The sequence below is a fragment of the Anaerococcus jeddahensis genome (assembly GCF_001182725.1).
Taxonomy (GTDB): Bacteria; Bacillota; Clostridia; order Tissierellales; family Peptoniphilaceae; genus Anaerococcus; species Anaerococcus jeddahensis.
Genome location: NZ_CWHU01000004.1, coordinates 309,964 through 325,805 on the forward strand (window position 1 = coordinate 309,964; position 15,842 = coordinate 325,805).

Genomic DNA, 15,842 nt, shown 5'->3' on the forward strand with positions numbered 1-15,842 from the left:
AAAACACTACTATGTATTAATTAGTAGTGTTTTCTTCTTTTTCTGTCTCTTCGCCCAAATCTTCTTGAGCCTTATTTAATTTTTTTATTCTTACGATTTTAATTCGAGTTTCTTCTATATAGAGGATTTTAAATTCATAATTTTTGTAAACTACAGCTTTTTCAAAACCTTCGTCTGGGACAAAGCCTAGCCTATCTATCATAAATCCTGCGACCGTATCGTATTGGTCGTTTTCTTCGTCAATATCAAGACCCAAAATATCATTTAAGTCCTTAATGGAAGTTGAACCCTTTACTATATATGATCCCTTGGTTGAAGTTCTAATATCTGGAAGGTCCTTGTCAAATGTATCGTCCATATCTCCGACAATTTCTTCTACCAGATCTTCCATGGTAACAATGCCCGAAAATCCACCATACTCATCAATTAAAATTGCCATATGAGTATGGTCTTTTTGCATTTGAGAAAATAATTTATCGGTTTCAATTTTTTCTGGAACAAAAAATGCGGGTTTTATTAGTTTTCTAATATCAACACTTGCAATTCCCACATCAATTGCCTCCAAAAGATAATCTTTGGTATAGACAATTCCCAAAATATTATCGACTTCCTCGTCGTAGACTGGAATTCTTGAATGTTTTAATTTAATAAATTCATCCAAGTATTTTCTCTCCCTATCCTTTATATCGATCATAAATACTTCAGGCCTTGCAGTCATTATCTCTTCCGCCCACACGTCGTCAAATTCCATAATTGAGCGAATCATTTTCGATTCCAAGGGCCTTAAAACTCCTTGGTCTTCTCCAACTTGGACAATGGATTTAATTTGTTCTGACGTAACTTCTTTCTCAATCGCCTTAGATTCTATGCCAAAAATATTCATAATTAAATTAGTAAATTTATTTACAAAACCTACAAAGGGTTTGGTAAAAAATAAGATAATTTTTGCAAAGCCTGTAGTTTTTTTGGAAATTGTATAGGGATTTCTTATTCCAATTCTTTGAGGAATCATATTTGCAAAAATCCTCTTAATTACAACAAAAGCTACAACCATACAAATCATTATTAGCATTTGCATAGAATCAGATTCTCTATTTAAAAATTTTTTCAAAGAATCATTTATATTTAATAAAAGAAAGGCAATTGTAATTATTGATAAAACTGCATCTTGGAAATTTTGACTTTGCATAAGCCTTTGTTGATCTTGTGATAAAAGCAAAACTTCCTTTGCCTTTCTATCCCCATTTTCCACCATATCTTTTAGTTTTTGATGATTTAGGGACGTTAGGGATGAAAATATCATATTTATTAGGGCATTTAATAAAATCAACGCCAAAACTATTAAAAAAATTGTCAAATTCGCGTAGGGTCCTTCCGTATCCATTCGTTTCTCCTTTAAAATTTATGTATTAAAAGGACGCATAACACGTCCCTTTTATCCTTATTACTAAACTATGAAATTTTCTCTTTTCAAGACTTAGGCTTCTTCGGAAATAATATCCTTAACTTTCATTAGTCTTGAGATAGTTGCTCTTTCGTTTTCTTCTAGCTTAGCTCTAATATATTTTATTGTTTCTTCCAAATCTGGAATTGTCCTATATTCTAGGGCGTTTACTCTTCTTCTTGTTCCTTCAATTTCATCTGCCATAAGTTGAGTTGATTTTTCAAGTTCTGCCAAGGTTAGAAGCTTATCCATAACCTTGTTTAATCCTTTTATGGCAAGGTCCAAATCAGCTGATGTTTGGGCAAGGCCATAAGGATACATGGAGGCATTTTCGTTTCCTCCCTTATCAATTTTAAATTCCATTTGTGGAATTCTTACACTCATGACATTTTTTACCTTTATATCTACCCCGATTTTTTGTGTTGGAAAACTAACTGCTTCTTCCAAAAATTCTGGGCTCATAAAAGATGAAGCCATCAAAAATCCTTTTGATGATTCTTTCAAATCAGCTTCAACTTCTTCACGAAGTCTTTTGTTTTCTCTGATTTTTTCAAGAAATTGTCTCATTAGCTCATCTTGTTTATCTTTTAAAAGTTTGTATCCTCTTTTGGATGTGGCAAGTCTTTTCTTTAGGGTATTTAAATTCATCCTGGTTGGAGTTACATTAAGCCTTGTCATAGCCTAAGACTCCTTTTTGTTTTCGTCTTTATCCAAATATTTATCGATTAATTCGTCATCGATTCTCTTTAGTTCAGATTCTGGTATTATTTTTAATAATTCCCAACCAAGATTTAGGGTATCTTCAATGGACCTATTTGTGTAGAATCCTTGATTTATATATTTTTCTTCAAATTGTTTTGCAAATTCTGCAAAGGCAAGATCTGCTTTTGATAGGGCAGAATCTCCAAGGATTTTTTGAAGCTCTCTTGCGTCAACTCCAGATGCATAAGCTGCATAAATTTGGTTCATGGTATCTGCATGGTCTTCTCTAGTTTTTCCTTCTCCAATTCCCTTATCTTTAAGCCTTGATAGGGATGGAAGAATTGAAACTGGTGGGTTTACTCCTTGGTTATATAATTCGTTTGATAAAATAATTTGTCCTTCTGTGATATAGCCTGTCAAATCTGGGATTGGGTGAGTTATATCATTTTCTGGCATGGTTAAAATTGGAATTTGGGTGATTGTACCTGGTTTTCCTTTTAATTTTCCAGCTCTTTCATATAAAGTTGCAAGGTCTGTATAAAGATAGCCTGGATATCCACGACGTCCTGGAACTTCTTTTCTTGCAGCTGAAACCTCACGAAGAGCTTCTGCATAGTTTGTCATATCGGTCATTATAACCAAAACTTGCATGCCTTTTTCAAATGCCAAATATTCTGCTGCTGTAAGGGCCATTTTTGGTGTTGATAAACGTTCGATTGCAGGGTCATCTGCAAGGTTTATAAACATTACTGACCTATCTAAAGCTCCTGTTTTTTCGAAATCTTGTCTAAAAAATTGAGCTTCTTCAAAGGTAATTCCTATAGCTGCAAAAACAACGGCAAAGTCTTCGCTATCATTTAAAACTTTTGCTTGTCTTGCAATTTGAGCTGCAAATTTATTGTGTGGTAGTCCTGATCCTGAAAATATTGGAAGTTTTTGTCCACGAACAAGGGTGTTTAATCCGTCGATTGTTGATACACCTGTTTGGATAAATTCTGATGGATAATCACGGCTTACAGGATTTATTGCAACTCCGTTTACATCTCTTTTTTCTTCAGGAATAATTGATGGACCATCATCGATTGGTCTTCCTAATCCATCAAAAGTTCTTCCAATCATATCTTCGCTTACGCCAAGTTCTAGTGGTCTACCTAAAAATCTTACTGATGTTGATTTTAAGTTAATTCCAGAAGATCCTTCAAAAAGTTGGACAACAGCATTGTTTTCGTCAATTTCTATTACCCTTCCTCTTCTTCTTTCTCCTGTTTGAAGTTCTATATCAACTAGCTCTTCATAATCAACTCCACTAACATCTTCGACAAGCATTAGGGGTCCAACTACTTCTGATACGCTTTTATATTCTTTTAGCATTATTCATCCCCCTTTGCTACAGCTTCTTTGCATTCTTTGTCGATTTGTTCTTTAACTTGGTCGAATTCTTCCAAGTTTTCATCTTTTATCAATTTTAATCTTGTAATTTTTTCTTTTACTTCAAGCTCTTCAAGTCTATCAAGATTTGCCCCATCAGATAGAGCTTCTAGACTTTTGTCATAGAAATAAAGAATTGTATCAAGCATTAAATCTTGTTTTTCCATTGGACAGAAAGCATCTGTTTCGTGGAAGGCATTTTGTTGCAAGAAATCTTCTCTTAGTGATTTTGTTACATCAAGTTTTAATTTATCATCATCACTTAATCCATCACGACCAATTAGTCTTACAATTTCTTGTAAGGATGATTCTTGTTGAAGAAGGCTCATTGCTCTCATTCTGTTTTTTGAGAATTTTTCATCAACAGTTTTGTCTATATATGAATCCATCTTGTCTTGGTAGAGTGAGTAAGAATTTAGCCAGTTTATAGCTGGGAAGTGTCTTTGGTAAGACAAATCATAATCAAGTCCCCAGAATACTTTTACTATACGAAGTGTTGCTTGGGTTACAGGTTCTGATAAGTCTCCACCTGGAGGAGAAACTGCTCCTATTACTGAAAGTGATCCTTCTTTTTCTACTTGTCCATTTACTATAACTTTTCCACTTCTTTCGTAAAAATCTGCTATACGGCTTGCAAGATAAGCTGGGAATCCTTCGTCTCCTGGCATCTCTTCCAAACGTCCACTCATCTCACGAAGGGCCTCTGCCCATCTTGATGTAGAATCTGCCATTAGGGCAACTGAATATCCCATATCTCTGTAATATTCTGCCATGGTGATTCCTGTATAAACACTTGCTTCTCTGGCTGCAACTGGCATATTTGATGTGTTTGCTATAAGTACAGTTCTTTTCATGATTGATTCGCCAGTTTTTGGATCTATTAGTTCTGGAAATTCGTCAAGTACGTCAGTCATCTCGTTTCCACGTTCTCCACAACCTACATAAATTACAACGTCAGCGTCGGCATATTTTGCAATTTGGTGTTGGATAACTGTTTTTCCTGATCCAAATGGTCCTGGAATTGATGCAGCTCCACCTTTTGCAACTGGGAAAAATGTATCAATAACTCTTTGTCCAGTTATAAGTGGTGTGTCTGGGTCAAGTTTTCTGTTAAATGGTCTTGGAGATCTTACTGGCCATTTTTGAATCATATTTAATTCCTTATCGCCATTTTCTGTTTCAATTACAGCAACTGTATCTTCTACTGTAAATTCTCCGTCTTTTATTTCTTTAACTTTTCCTTTAATTCCATTTGGAACCATAATTTTATGGTTAATTACTGAAGTTTCATCGACTGTCCCTAGGATATCTCCAGGGATTACTTGGTCTCCAACTTCTTTTTCCGCTTTAAATTCCCATAATTTTTCTCTATTTAGTGGTGGGGCTGTAACTCCTCTTTTTAGGAATTCTCCTGCCAATAATTCAAGTTTTTCAAGTGGTCTTTGGATTCCGTCATACATTCTTTCAAGTAGTCCTGGTCCAAGTTCAACTGATAGTGGAGCTCCTGTTGAGACTACTTCATCTCCAGGTCCAATTCCAGTTGTTTCTTCGTAAACTTGAATATTTGCAACATCCCCTCTCATCTCTATAATTTCTCCGATGAGCTTATCTTTTGAAACTTCGACCACATCATAGATATTAGCATCAGATAATCCCTTTGCTTCTACAAGTGGACCTGATACTCTTGTGATTTTACCTTTATTCAAATTTGGTCTCCTTTTAGTTCAAAATGTTAGCTCCAACAGCTTTTTCTACACTCTTATTTATATCTGCCATTCCAAGTCCAAGATCTTCCTTGTTGGATGGTATAAGTATAATTGCTGGAGTCATTTCTTCTCTGTATTTGTCTATAGTATCTTGGATTTTTGCTGCAAAATCTTCTGTAATAAATATTATGCCAAAATTTTCTTGGGCAAGTTTTTTTACAAGTTTTTTTGCATCTTCTCCATCTACTGCTGTATATACATCAACTCCCAACGCTTTAAACATTAGGACTGAATCTTTATCTCCTATTACGGCTACTCTATACATATAGATCACGCAACCTTTCTTCCATAAATTCACGAGAAAGTGAATTTAGTTTGGCTGTTAGGATAATTCTTAAATTTTTAATTTCCATTTCACGACTTATAAGATATCCCATAATAACCTCTGGACCATAGCTTACTTTTTTGCTTTCTTTTGCAAAGTCCATCAAGTGGTTATCAATTATTTTTTCGATTTTTTGCATAGCCTTATACAAATCATTTTCTTCCAAAGCATCTTTTACTTTTGGGTAAATTTTTTCTTTGAAAAATAGGTTTGTATATGATGATTTTTCTGCATTTAATGAATCTCTAAAGAGATTTTTGTCAATGTTTCCACCATCTATTAGGGCTTTTTCCAATAAATCGACACTTTGGTCTTGGCCTTTTATTCTTAAAAGTGCTTTTAAGTTTGTAAGGTCAATTCTTTCTTTGGTGAAATTTATTAAAATTTCATAGTCTAGATTTTTTGCATCTTCTAGAAGTTTTTCATAAAAATCTTTATCCAAAGATAGGTCTATATCTTGGGGATCCTTATTTTCCTCGTAAAGGTCTAGGGCTTTTTTTGCATAGGATAGGTATTTGTTATCATCAAGAAAGTCTTCTTTTAGATTTCTTTTGATTTTTACAAGGTCAATTTTTCCTATGTCAATGTAGATTGATTTGTAATCTTCGTCTTGAATTAGCTCTTTTAATAAAACTTTTAAATTATGGAAATTATATTTTTCTTCCAAGTATTTTACCAAATTTTCATCTGGACTTATTTTTATCATATCCTTGTAAGATTCTAAAAGAACTTGGGATAGGGCTTTTTCGTAGTCTTCCGGCCTATCTAATTTTTGTAAATATTCTCCATATTTTGTGTCATTTAAACTTGATATAGCCTCTTCAAGATTGTCTGTATCTATTAGCCTTTTTAAATTTTCTGAAGTAAGGAGATTTTTTTCATATACTCTTGTAGTAATTGATGCGCGGATAAAATTTTCTCTATCCATCTAAATCACCTCACTTAAATATTTCATCAACTATGATTTTTTCTAAAGAATCTTTTTCAAAATTTACCAAAGATTTAAAGGTATTGTCGTAAAGAATTTTTCCGTTCTTTACTACAAATCCTCCATCTACGCTCTCATTTGATATTTTTAGTCCACCAAAATCTTCTTCTTTAAAATGAAATTTCATGTCTTTTTGTAAAAGAATTTCGCCTTTTTCTATTCCTGAATCTTTTAGTCTATTTAGGACAAAAGATTTGTAAGAATTTGGGCCTAATTTTTCTAATTTTTCAATTAGTTTTTCTAAAACTTCTTCTACAACTTGGTTTTTTGCTCTAATTTTTATATCTCTAGCCTCTCTATTTGCAGTTACTTTTGAATTTTCTTTTATTCTTTTCGCTTCTTTTTGGGCGTTTTCTATAATTTGTGAGACTTGTCTTTGGGCTTTTTCTTCTGATTCTTTTATTATTTCTTCTTTTCTTTTTTGACCATTAGATAGGATGTGATCGGCTTCTTTTTTGCCATCTTCTTTTATTCCATCTAATAATAAATCAAGATTGTTCATAATAAAGCCTTATATTTTGTTTACTAGAAGTAGGGAAATTACAAATCCTAAGATTGCATATAACTCAACCATTACTGCGTAAACTATACCTTGTACGAAATTATCTTCGTTTTTTGCAAGTATGTTCATACCTGATACGGCTACTTTTGCTTGGGCTACTGCTGAGAAATATCCAACTACTCCAATTGGAAGTGCTGCAAATATATAATAAAGTCCTTGTTGGAAGTTAAGGCCTCCGCCTAATTTTCCTAAAATCATAAATCCAATTACAAAGCCGTAAAGTCCTTGTGTACCTGGTAAAAGTTGTAGTACAAGTGCTTTACCAAATTTTTGTGGTTCTTCTACAGTTAAACCTGCAGCTGCTTCTCCTGTCATTCCTGTTCCTTTTGCAGATCCCATTCCTGATAGGAATACTGCTATAGCAACAGCTACTGCTCCCATTATGTTTCCACCATTTTCAACTAAAAAATCAACCATTGTATCCTCCTGTGATTATATTTATAAATTTACTGTTTTCTATCATTTGTCTAAATTTCTTTCCGCCACCTTCATAGAACTTGTTAAACATTTCTACATAAACAAGTCTTAATGAGTGAACGTATGCTGATAGGGTTGATAGGAATAGGTTAAATAATTGGAATACTACAAAAACTATGATAGCTCCTATCTTGCCTAAAATTCCTGCAGGCCATAACATTCCTACAATCAAGTTTACTGAATAAGCAACAAATCCTCCTGAAAGAACAAGGGCCATAAGTCTTAGAAATGATACGAAATCTCCAATCCAAGAACTCATTCCATATAGAGAATATAAACCTCCTGCGGCCTTTCCTCCAATTGATTTGTTTTCACGTCCTCCTGTAAGAACTATGCCTATCATGCCTATTATCATTATTATTTTAGCTATATTTTTACCTGACCCATCAAGTAAGTAAAGGGCTATTGCTCCTCCTACTGCCATGTACCATAACATAACATCGAACAAGGCTCCGAGTGGATCTCCATCACGAATTAGCATATATCCTTTTACGCCAAGAGCTGTGAATAATGAAATACCACCGATTATAAGTGAGATAACCATTAGGGTGTTGAAATCTTTTTGTGTATCGATTAGGCCTGGAAGAGGAATAATTCCTCCAAAAAATGAACCAAATATTAGTCCAAATACACATCCAGAAAGTCCAACTCTTGTAAAAAGTCTTACCATTTTGTCAGTTGACTCTGGTAAATCTTTGTATTTTCTAAGTAAAATTGTTCCGATAAAAAGTATTAATCCATAACCCAAATCTCCAAGCATGAAACCTGTAAATATTGTATAAAAAATTGAAACCAAAAGGGTTGGATCAACTTCATTATATTTTGGTAGAGAGTAGGTTTCTACTACTGATTCATAGGGTTCTATAAGCTTGTTATTGTCAAGGATTATTGGAACATCTGGATCATCTTTGTCTGCCTCTTTAAGATCAAGTACAAAATCTTCTCCCAAAACTTCCTTCAAGTCATTTTTAAATTTTTCTTTTAACTTGTGTGGAATGTAGCCTTCTATAAAGTCTACTCTTTTTGTTTTTAGGAAATATTCGCTACTTGCTTCTTTTTTTCTTAAATTTTCTAGATAAGTTTGGTAAAGGTAGAAATCTGGGAGGTATTTTTTCATCTCCTTTATTTCTTCTTCACTTTTTCTTAGCTTTTCTTCTAAATTTTCAATTTCTTCTAGGTTTAAAGCTATTTTTTCACTAACTTTCTTTTTGGTCTTGATATTGGTTTTTGAAAAACCGTGATCTCTCAAAAATTCTTTAAAATCTTTTGCTTCATCAAGATTTGATAAGGCTATTACATAATTTAGGCTTTCTTTTTTGGATATATCCAAAACCATAGCAGTTTTAAAATCTTTTTTCACCAAATCTTGGTCAAAATCTTTGTAAAACTGATCTGCAATTGTCCCTATTTCTACGTAAAATCTGTGAGCATCTTCTATGGATTTTATGTCTAAATCCACATCCTTGAAAGCTTTTAGCTCTTCGTTTGATGCCTTTAAATTTTTGATTTTTTCTTGACTTTTATCCCTTATATCAATTTGTTCTTTTAATCTTGGATAAATTTCGTCAAACTTGAAATTTTCGCCTTCTTTGTAGAGAATATCAAGGCTCATGTCCTTTCTCTCTATTGTAGATAATTCATCCTTATCCAAATATTTTTCAATAGAATTAATCGCGTATTCAAGTTTTGACCTTTTTTCGTCAATTCTTGTAAGATTTTCTTGATTTGATACCTTTTTGAGGTAGTCTTCCTTTTCGTCGACCGCAAGATCGTTAAAATGAACATAGTTAAACTTTTGTAAAATATCTAGAAGGTTTGATCTATTATTTTCAAAAGAGAAAAGATTAAACTTATCCATTTTAACTATTGCCATTATTTACAATCCTTTCTGTTAAAAGATCTAAAAGCCCATCAATTTTTCCACTATCTTGGTTTAAAATATCCTTGCTTTCTTCTTTTGCCTTGTCAATAAGTGGAATCTTTTCCTCGCTTGCTTCTTTCTTTGCATTTTCGATTAAATCGTCAGCATCTTTTTTTGCCTTTTCGATTTTTTCTTTGTAAGAATTACTAGCCTCGATTTTTGATGATTCAATTATTTCCTTGGCTTTTATTTTGGCATCGTCTACAAGTTTGTCAGCAGCAATTTCTGCATCTTTAACTTGGTTAATTACATCGCTTGCCATCCTTCACCTCCTACTATATACAGTATTATTATAGCATATTGACCATATAGATATATATTACCCAATTTGAATAATATTTATAGGAATTTAGAAAATTAGATTTTCTTTTTCGAAAATTTTCCATTTTTAATAAATTATTTTTTAAAATTCCCCTGCTATTTTTTTATTCTATTTTAAAATTTTATTCTAATTATGTATTATGTTGACAAAAATTTCTCATTTTATATAATGGAATTGATAATAGTTATCGTTATCTGAAAGGAAATTTTTATGTTTAATTTATCCAATAAAATTTTTAATAAAATAAAAAATAAAAGACAAGTTTTCTACTTATCCTTTTTTATACTTACATATTTTCTAACAGCTCTTAATCATGTTTTTGTGAGAAATTTTTTCTTATCTAAAATTTTTTCTATTTTTTTGGGGATTATTTCTTTATATTTTTTGAATAAAACTTACATAATCCCCAAAAAATCTCATTTTATATTACAAGCCATTCTTTTTATTTTTATAGACCTTTCTCTTTTGTCCTTATTTTTGGTCTAATTTTTGATCAAGTTTATGGACTGAGTCGATATATCTTATTGTTCCTGATGGAAGTCTTAATAAAAGTGATTGGGTTTCTGCCATATTGTTTTTGATATAGGATACGCCTTTTAAAAATGTGCCGTCAGTTATTCCAGTTGCTGCAAATAATACATCTTCGCCCTTTACCAAGTCATCAATGGTATAAACTTTATCAAAATCTACTCCCATTTTTATGCATCTTTTTACTTGTTTTGAATCTGATGGGGCAAATACTCCTTGGAAATCTCCTCCCAAACATTTTAGGGCTGCAGCTGCTATTACTCCTTCTGGAGCTCCACCTATTCCCATTATTAGGTCAATTTTTCCACCTGATAATTCTGTGGCTATGGCTGTTAATACATCGCCGTCTTCTACCATGGAAATTCTTGCTCCAGCTTCTCTTATTTCTTCAACTAATTTTTCGTGTCTTGGTCTGTGCAAAACTGAAACTGTGATATCTGAAACTTTTTTGTTTAAAGCCTTTGCTACATTTTCTATATTTTCTTTTGTAGATTTATTTATGTCTATAACGCCCTTTGCTTTACTTCCTGTGGCAATTTTATTCATATAAACATCTGGAGCGTTTAATAGGCAACCCTCTGGTGCTACTGCTATTACAGAAATTGAATTGCTTGTTCCGTTTGCAAGAGATGCTGTTCCATCGATTGGATCTACAGCTATATCTACAACATCGTCTTGGCTCACATCTCCAATTTCTTCACCTATGTATAACATAGGAGCTTCGTCGATTTCTCCTTCTCCTATTACAACTCTTCCGTTTATGCCCAAATAATTAAACATAGCTCTCATTTGGTCTACTGCAATATTATCAGAATCGTTTTTCTTTCCCTTGCCCAAATATTTCGCGCTTGCAAGAGCTGCTGCTTCGGTTACTCTACATAAGTTGATACCTAAGTCTCTATTCATTTTTTCTCCTTTAAATTTCCTTAATAAGGTGTATCGGAAATAAACCATTTCCTAGTTTAATCATACCAAGAAGTTTGATTTTTTTAAAGAGTTTTTTTATATTTTTTAATACCTATAAAAAAATTTTAATTCATTTTATTTTTACGAATTTATGATATAATCAATGAATAAAACAATTTGGAGTATTTATGAAAAAATTTTTAATTTTTTTATTTATATTAATTTTTTCTTCTTGTGGAAAAAATGAAAATATAAATAAATCAAATCAAAGTAATTTAAAAAATCAAAATATTTCTTCTTCATCCTCAAATGAAAAAGAAAAAAAGAAAAGATTAGAATATAAGCACGATAATATTGAAGGATACAAAAGAGATGACTCTTTGTTTGTTGATAGGATGCTTGGGGATTATCCAGATGATATTTCCACAGATTCTGACGAGCCTTACAAAATTGATGAGCTTAAAAATTTAGATTATAATAAAAATCTTTACATATCAGCCCTAAATATAAGAATTCCAGATAGGTGCAAGCTTTATTCAAAAGATGACCAGTATGTGGTCGATTTTCCAAAATCTGATTTTTATGATTTATCTATAAATATAAAAAAATTATTTAAGGATGGGGAAAAGTCTGAAGACCAAATAAAAGATGAGCTTTATAAAATTTCCGACAAGGAAACTTATAATTCTCATATTGAAAACGCCAATGTGGTCCAAAAACCAATTGTTCTTGAAAGTGAGTCTAAAAAGTCTGCTTATTCAATAATAGAAGACAATAAATTTTCCTACACCAATATTTTTATGGCAACCCCAACAAATGTTTTGGAATTTCAAATTGTAGAAGATAAGGAAAAATCCCAATATTCTCCTTATATAATGGCAGATTTATTATCAACAACCTATCCGGAAAGCGAAGATTTCGATATGGTTGCTAAATCTTTTAAATCTTTTGGTAAAAAAATCGATCTTTATGCAACAAAAGAAGTTGATATGGATGATTTTTCTATGAAATTGCCAGAAAATATGAAAAAAACTCAAAAAAGCGAGTCTTTGACAGTTTTTGAAAATCAATTTTCAGGAAAAACTATAAATCAAATTTTGATTTCAAAAATAAAAAAAGACGACGGCATGGACCTAAAAAAATCCTTCGCCCAAAGTCAAGGCACCCAAATCCCACCAGCTTTTATTAGTCCAATGGGAAAAGTAAAGGAAGAAATGGTTGGTGATAAGCTATTTTTAAAATCAAAAGTGAGAATCTACACCGAACAATTTTCCCTAGAAGGCGACAAAATAGCCTTTGAAACTGATGAGTATTTTGTAAATATAATACTTACAGGTCCATTAAAAAACACAAATAATACAGAACTTATGAATCAAAATATTATTAATTCATTGAGATTTAAATAATACTTTACAAAAAAAGTGAAAATAAATTTAATAGAAAACAAAAAGACAGTAAATTTAGTAGCTGTCTTTTTTTAATTTGAAATCTATTTATTAACCTCGTTAATTTATTAATTTCTTTCTTTAGCCATTATAAAAAGCAGATAATTACCCATCTTGAGCTTGCCGAGAAATCTCTCTAATTCACTTTAATTGATTTTCAAACATAATTCATGAGATCTCTCCACAAGGTCGAGATGGGTGCTTATAAGATTGGTTTTATTGCTAAAGGCTTATAATTTTTATAACAATTTTTTAATTTCTTTAGCAATTATAAAAAGGAAGATCATTACCCATCTCGAGCGTAGTCGAGAGATCTCATAATTTTACTCATATTAATACAAACTTGATTCGTTAGATTTCTCCAACCTATTGCTACTTTCTTTAGACCGATATGGGCTGGTGTAGATTTAATTTTTAATCTCAAAAACTTTGCAAATATTTTTGATAAACTTTCTCAATTTCTGGTAAAATGTTAGGGGGTTTTTATGAAAAAAAATAACTTTATTTCTAAGACAAAGAAAAATCTATTGGTATTTTTTATAATTTTACTTATTTGGGAAATTCTCTATAAAATAAAAATTTTTTCTCCCATTTATTTACCTGGTCCTTTTAAAGTTTTTGAGACTTTTTGTGCCATGGTTTTTGATGGGACAATTTTTACCAATCTTTTGGCAAGTTTATCCAGAGTTTTTGTTGGATATTTTCTGGCCCTTTTTGTGGGATTTTTCTTGGCACTATTCTTTTATTTGAAACCCAAAACCTACCCATATTTTTCTAATCTTTTGGATTTTTTAAAAAATATTCCACCCCTTGGCCTTATTCCTCTTTTGATTTTATGGCTTGGGATTGGGGAAGTTAGTAAAATAACCATAGTTTTTATGGCATCTTTTTTCCCCATTTTTTTGAATATCCAAAAGGGCTTTATGGTAACAGATCCAGATTTGATTGAAATGGCACGCTCTTTTTCTTACAAGGACGGGGAAATTTTTAGAAAAATCATCCTTCCTTCAAGTCTTGTGGATATTTTTGTCGGTGCAAGAATTGGACTTGGCTATGCTTATAGGTCAATTATTGCTGCTGAAATGCTTGCTGCATCAAAGGGGCTTGGTTATTTGATTAATTTTTCAAGGCTAATGTCAAGGACTGACAAGGTTCTTGTGGGAATTATTATGATTGGTTTTGTCGGCATGGTCTCCGATAAAATTTTCGTAAAATTTGTAAGCTTATTTTTGAAGGGAGATCTTAAAAATGAATGGTATAAGTCTAATTGATCTTTGTAAAACTTATAAAATTGAAGATAAAGAAATTAAGGCACTTGATAAAATAAACTTGAAATTAGATCCTCAAAAAAGAAATGTACTTATAGGCCCTTCAGGGTGTGGAAAATCCACCCTGCTCAAAGCTCTTGGTGGACTTTTGGAAATAGATTCTGGGAAAATTTTAAATAATGGCATAAAAACTTCCCTAGTTTTTCAAAATCCTAGACTTTTGCCCTGGTTAAACCTTGAAGAAAATATATTATTTTCAAATCCCGACCAAAAACTTTCCCAAAAATGGATAAAAATAATGGGACTTGAGGGCTTTGAAAAAGCCTATCCTTCTCAGCTTTCTGGTGGGATGAAGGCGAGAGTTTCCCTTGCCCGTGCTCTTATTTTCCCAAATAATTTCATGCTTTTGGATGAACCCTTTGCTTCTTTAGATGAGATTAGCAAGGAAAGATTAGAAATGGAGTTACTTTCATATATGAAAATTAAAAATTCCGGATTTTTATTTGTAAGCCACGACCTAGAAGAAGCCCTCAATTTGGGCCAAAGGCTTATAATAATGAAAAAAGGAAAAATCGTCTCCGATTTCAACTTTGAAGATGAAAAAATCTCCAAGGAAATTTTAAGAGATAAATTTAAAAAAATAATAGGAGAAGGAAATGAAAAATAAATTTTTAAAAATTTTATCAATTTTTTCCCTAGTTTTTGCAATAACAGCTTGCTCAAACAAGGAAAATAAAGAAAATTCAAACGAAATGTCAAATAATTTATCAAATAATCCTTCCCAAAGTGAAGAAAAATTATCAGTTGATGAACTAAATATAACTTACGTAACAGCGCCCTTAAATGTCCCATCAATTATTGAAAAAAATAAGGAAATTTTTAAAAAACACCTACCAGGTGTAAAAATTAATTACAAGGAAATCACAAGTGGTGCCGACCAAACAGCAGCCCTTGCAAGCGGAGATGTTGATGTGCTTTATGCTTTGGGAGGATCTTCTGCAATTCTTGCCAAGGCAAACGGACAAGATATCAAGGTTTTAAATATGTATTCAAGAGCCCCAAAGGCCTTCTCACTTTTTTCTAAAGATGATTCAATAAAAAATCCTAAAGATTTAAAGGGCAAAAAAATCGGTGGACCTGCAGGAACCAACCTTCACCAAGAGCTTTTGGCATATTTAGACAAGGAAAATTTGACTGAAAAAGATGTAGAGTTTTCTAATATGTCAATTCCTGATGCAGCAGCTGCCCTAGATTCAGGAAATTTGGACGTAGCACTTTTGGGAGGACCTGCAGCTTATAAGGCAAAAGAAGCTGGACTACATGAGATAACAAACGGTGAAAATCTTATCGATGCAATAATTTGTGTAGCAAGTTCAGAAAAATTTGCCAAAGACCATCCTGATGTAATCAAAGCCCTTGACGATGCCCAAGCTGAAATTTCTAAATTTATGGAAGATGACAAAGACCAAACAAAAGAAATTGTAAAAAAAGAACTAGACCTAGACGATAAAGCCTACGATTATATGTTTCCAATGTATGATTTTTCAACAAAAATCACAGAAAAAGACAAAGAAGGTTTCGAAAGAACCAAGAAATTTATGTTAGATAATAAGATGATTGAAAAAGATTTTGATATTAATCTTTTATTTAAATAAAATTTTAAGACATACAAACCATCTCGATAAAATCGAGGTGGTTTTTTTATAAAAAATTAAAGATATAATTTAAAATAAGGATAGATTTGCTCAACTTTATACGAA

15 protein-coding genes are annotated in these 15,842 nt (G+C 32.1%); 4 read left to right on the forward strand and 11 right to left on the reverse strand.

All coding sequences use genetic code 11. The annotated features are described in order from the left end of the window. Positions 1–16: 16 nt before the first annotated feature. The 11 genes from BN2087_RS02590 to glpX all read right to left on the reverse strand — a co-directional run bounded on the left by BN2087_RS02590 (position 17) and on the right by glpX (position 11,369). Entirely contained in the window at positions 17–1,384 is a 1,368-nt protein-coding gene (locus BN2087_RS02590; RefSeq protein ID WP_049690337.1) for a hemolysin family protein, read from the reverse strand. Positions 1,385–1,477: 93 nt separating this feature from the next. Beyond that, positions 1,478–2,122 (reverse strand): V-type ATP synthase subunit D, encoded by a 645-nt coding sequence (locus BN2087_RS02595; protein WP_049690338.1) that lies wholly within the window; start codon positions 2,120–2,122, stop codon positions 1,478–1,480. Positions 2,123–2,125: 3 nt separating this feature from the next. Beyond that, a complete protein-coding gene (locus BN2087_RS02600) occupies positions 2,126–3,517 on the reverse strand; it encodes a V-type ATP synthase subunit B (protein WP_049690339.1) in 1,392 nt (463 codons plus the stop codon). After that, positions 3,517–5,280, reverse strand: coding sequence for a V-type ATP synthase subunit A (locus tag BN2087_RS02605; protein WP_049690340.1), 1,764 nt, complete (start codon positions 5,278–5,280; stop codon positions 3,517–3,519). Before BN2087_RS02605 ends, BN2087_RS02600 begins: the two co-directional genes overlap by 1 nt. Positions 5,281–5,293: 13 nt before the next feature. Then, positions 5,294–5,605, reverse strand: a complete 312-nt coding sequence (locus BN2087_RS02610) for a V-type ATP synthase subunit F (protein ID WP_049690341.1) — start codon at positions 5,603–5,605, stop codon at positions 5,294–5,296. After that, complete coding sequence (locus tag BN2087_RS02615) at positions 5,598–6,593, reverse strand: V-type ATP synthase subunit C (RefSeq protein ID WP_049690342.1); 996 nt, start codon at positions 6,591–6,593, stop codon at positions 5,598–5,600. Before BN2087_RS02615 ends, BN2087_RS02610 begins: the two co-directional genes overlap by 8 nt. A 10-nt stretch (positions 6,594–6,603) precedes the next feature. Further along, the gene (locus BN2087_RS02620; protein WP_049690343.1) at positions 6,604–7,155 is read right to left on the reverse strand and encodes a V-type ATP synthase subunit E; all 552 of its coding nucleotides are present in this window, start codon (positions 7,153–7,155) and stop codon (positions 6,604–6,606) included. 9 nt (positions 7,156–7,164) lie between these two features. Beyond that, positions 7,165–7,632 (reverse strand): V-type ATP synthase subunit K, encoded by a 468-nt coding sequence (locus tag BN2087_RS02625; protein WP_049690344.1) that lies wholly within the window; start codon positions 7,630–7,632, stop codon positions 7,165–7,167. Continuing rightward, positions 7,625–9,565 (reverse strand): V-type ATP synthase subunit I, encoded by a 1,941-nt coding sequence (locus tag BN2087_RS02630; protein ID WP_049690345.1) that lies wholly within the window; start codon positions 9,563–9,565, stop codon positions 7,625–7,627. The genes BN2087_RS02625 and BN2087_RS02630 overlap by 8 nt, the downstream gene beginning before the upstream one ends. Then, positions 9,552–9,875 (reverse strand): ATP synthase subunit G, encoded by a 324-nt coding sequence (locus BN2087_RS02635; RefSeq protein ID WP_049690346.1) that lies wholly within the window; start codon positions 9,873–9,875, stop codon positions 9,552–9,554. Before BN2087_RS02635 ends, BN2087_RS02630 begins: the two co-directional genes overlap by 14 nt. 531 nt (positions 9,876–10,406) lie before the next feature. Next, positions 10,407–11,369 (reverse strand): class II fructose-bisphosphatase, encoded by a 963-nt coding sequence (glpX, locus tag BN2087_RS02645; RefSeq protein WP_049690348.1) that lies wholly within the window; start codon positions 11,367–11,369, stop codon positions 10,407–10,409. 188 nt (positions 11,370–11,557) lie between these two features. Here glpX and BN2087_RS02650 point away from each other — a divergent pair, with 188 nt between their 5' ends. The 4 genes from BN2087_RS02650 (at position 11,558) to BN2087_RS02665 (ending at position 15,737) form a co-directional block, all read left to right on the forward strand. Continuing rightward, positions 11,558–12,775 (forward strand): hypothetical protein, encoded by a 1,218-nt coding sequence (locus BN2087_RS02650; protein ID WP_049690349.1) that lies wholly within the window; start codon positions 11,558–11,560, stop codon positions 12,773–12,775. A gap of 524 nt (positions 12,776–13,299) precedes the next feature. Beyond that, complete coding sequence (locus BN2087_RS02655) at positions 13,300–14,085, forward strand: ABC transporter permease (protein WP_049690350.1); 786 nt, start codon at positions 13,300–13,302, stop codon at positions 14,083–14,085. Continuing rightward, positions 14,063–14,749, forward strand: coding sequence for an ABC transporter ATP-binding protein (locus BN2087_RS02660; RefSeq protein WP_049690351.1), 687 nt, complete (start codon positions 14,063–14,065; stop codon positions 14,747–14,749). Before BN2087_RS02655 ends, BN2087_RS02660 begins: the two co-directional genes overlap by 23 nt. Then, positions 14,739–15,737 carry an ABC transporter substrate-binding protein gene (locus BN2087_RS02665; protein ID WP_049690352.1) on the forward strand — a complete coding sequence of 333 codons (999 nt, stop codon included), beginning with the start codon at positions 14,739–14,741 and terminating at the stop codon, positions 15,735–15,737. The genes BN2087_RS02660 and BN2087_RS02665 overlap by 11 nt, the downstream gene beginning before the upstream one ends. The last annotated feature ends 105 nt before the right edge of the window (positions 15,738–15,842 follow it).